Raw genomic sequence first — 2,594 nt, 5'->3', positions numbered from 1 at the left:
TCGGTACCTCCGCCAACGTGTCGGATGTTTCGCAAGCGCATGCGTTGTTGCACGGTCACGAGCAAGAAGCGTTCGGCAACGCGGGCTACATCGGCATAGACAAGCGCGATGAAATGAAGGGCCAGTCGGTGAAGTGGCGCGTGGCGGCCAAGCGAGGAAAGATCAAGGCGATGCAGGACGGTGCGCTGAAGGATCTGGCGATCGCACTCGAGCGAACCAAGGCGCAAATTCGCGCGCGAGTCGAGCATCCGTTTCATGTCGTCAAGAACCCCTTCCGTCATCGTAAGGCGCGCTACAAAGGACTGCTCAAGAAACGGCGCAACTGTTCAGTCTGTTCGCCTTGGCGAATCTGGTGATCGCGCGACGCCGGCTGCGGTCGATTCATGGGAGTAGTCCGTCATTCGTGTGAGAAATGCAAGAAATGAGGCGCATCCCCGGCTCAAACTTCTCTGAATGGGGGCGCTTCGCTTCGGTATCCGGCCATTCCGCGTCAGCGTCGCCGACAACCTCGCGCGATCGCCTATTAGTCAGTGATTCCTTAGACCTCAGATGGTGGCACCACTTGGTGCCGTTGCAGACGACGAGCCGGGACGTTTGAATCATTTGGGTCGACCTTACCGATTCGGTACGCATTTCTGACATCGGAGCGTCAATGCGTGACAGAAAGCCCCTTGAACGAACGGGCGCCACCACGTATACGAAGAGGTGGCTGCGGGCCGACTCAAAGATCTTGAGGCACTCTATACCTCCAATCACAGTCATTCATCGCTTGGTTTCGCGTCAAAGTACACGTCTCTGTAGAACCGAATCAGAGCTTACAAGTCCAAGAATCCCTCTGCATTACTCAAGTCTCTCTAGAAATCAAGAAAAGCGCAAACTTCATAGCATTACCGATGTGCTATCACGTTACGGAACACGGTCGCCTGGGCTGCGTCGGCAAGATCCGGCATACCGAAAGGCATTTCCTCATCGCTGCCGTCTGCGCGCTGGGCGATACACATCATAGACTGCGAGGTCTCGCCGATAAGAAATGATGCATCGGCAGCCGAAAATCTATACGGTTGAGAGCCAAATGCAATAGATTTTTTGATATCTTCGTCAGAAAATGAACGACGATATTTTACATCGATCCTGACGATACCCGCTGAATGCTGCGACACGCTGTACAGAGTGCCAGAATTTTGACCAATGCCTTCCAATACCGACCTCGGAGGCGGAGGGAGATTTCCATCCTTTGGTCGCACAGTTCTACCGACGGGAGCTTTTGATGGGAAACCAGCTGGACGCAGTTGCTCTTCATGCACATTGAGAGATGTAGTTACGGTAGACTGCGATGTCAGTGCGGACACCATCGCTCTCTGAAAATCAGAAGAACATTTCTCTTGAAGAAATTTTTTCAATTCGTCGGCCGCACTGTCCGCGTCGTAGTATTCTCCATCGATCATGCCTCCATCACGACGAAATTCCCATCCTGCGATTTGTTCAAATATTAAATTCCAATTTGAACCAATCACGGCATCATCCAAAGCAATCTCTTGATTACCCAATGAGATTGCATCTCTTATTTCTTTTTTTGCGTTAAACAACGACAAATCCATAAAACTCCTTTCGGCAGAAGGAGGAGTGTGCGAATTGCTCACATCTTCTTTGGATGCTCCACCATATCGAACGGTTCTTTCAAAATCGTCAAGCCCTTCAATTGACAACCTAATCTCACCATCAAGTAATTCCTGTTTAAAATTACCCTTATATGGATCGCTCGCCAACTCCTGCAAGCTACGAAATCCCTCAATCCTCTCGGACACAGAGTTCCGTCTATCCATCACAACATGCAATAATTTTCGCGCCTGATCCACGGTCGTTCCACAAAACCAATCTTTAATTCTAGTAAACATGGACTCCAGTTGCCACTTGTCATAGCCGTTATTTACGATAGAGTCCACGTGCCGGCGAGTAATCTGTCCTCCACCAGTTAGTTGAATTGTCACACTTCCTCCAAGAAAAAATAATTTTGACAAGGTATCAAGACGCCACTCTCTACAACGAGCGCCTGGCCTGCCGCCTCGCCCACGAAGATCCACCCACCGCAACCGCGGATCACAGCACCCACAGCAGCACTACCAGCACCACTCGCTCGATGCGTCGATGTAACCCTATTTGACAACAGCTATAGCACTACCCATCGCGCGCAAATAATCTTTCGTGCAAGTTACTTGGTTTTCGCCGAAAAAACTTCCAGGAAAATTGAAATTACATTTTTTTAACAAATTGGGTTAATTCTCTCAAGAAATCACGTAGGCAAGATTGGTGTTCACGGAGTCGGTTCGTTCGCTGCAGCTGGAATCCGAGGGGTGTCCGCGCCCTAGCAGGGCTGTTGAAAAACTACTTTGAAGGGTGCTCGCAGACGGTTTTCAAGCGTCGTCTACCCCTTACCGAAGTCGCGCGAGCGCCTTGTAGAGCGTTTTATGAGGCCTGTAATTCTCTGCCGTAGTCCTCGCAGGAGAATTTCAACAGCCTGCTAGTGTTCCGTCCCAGAAATAACTTTGCATAGCCGAGCCACTTTCTGAAGGATGGAATCGGCGGTTGCCGTCCAG

Annotated in this window: 1 protein-coding gene and 1 pseudogene; one reads left to right on the top strand and one right to left on the bottom strand. The window is 50.4% G+C overall.

All coding sequences use genetic code 11. From position 1 onward, the window contains the following. Positions 1-409 (top strand): annotated as a pseudogene (locus DID99_RS36290) (transposase); the annotation flags it as partial. A gap of 478 nt (positions 410-887) precedes the next feature. On the opposite strand, the gene DID99_RS36285 reads toward DID99_RS36290, so the two are convergent. Further along, on the bottom strand, positions 888-1,988 hold the full coding sequence (locus DID99_RS36285) for a hypothetical protein (RefSeq protein ID WP_124668698.1): 1,101 nt from the start codon (positions 1,986-1,988) through the stop codon (positions 888-890). Positions 1,989-2,594: the final 606 nt, after the last annotated feature.

Source organism: Burkholderia sp. Bp8986, assembly GCF_003854225.1.
Taxonomy (GTDB): Bacteria; Pseudomonadota; Gammaproteobacteria; order Burkholderiales; family Burkholderiaceae; genus Burkholderia.
Note: the sequence above shows the minus strand (reverse complement) of the source record. Positions and strands in the feature narration are given on the sequence as shown.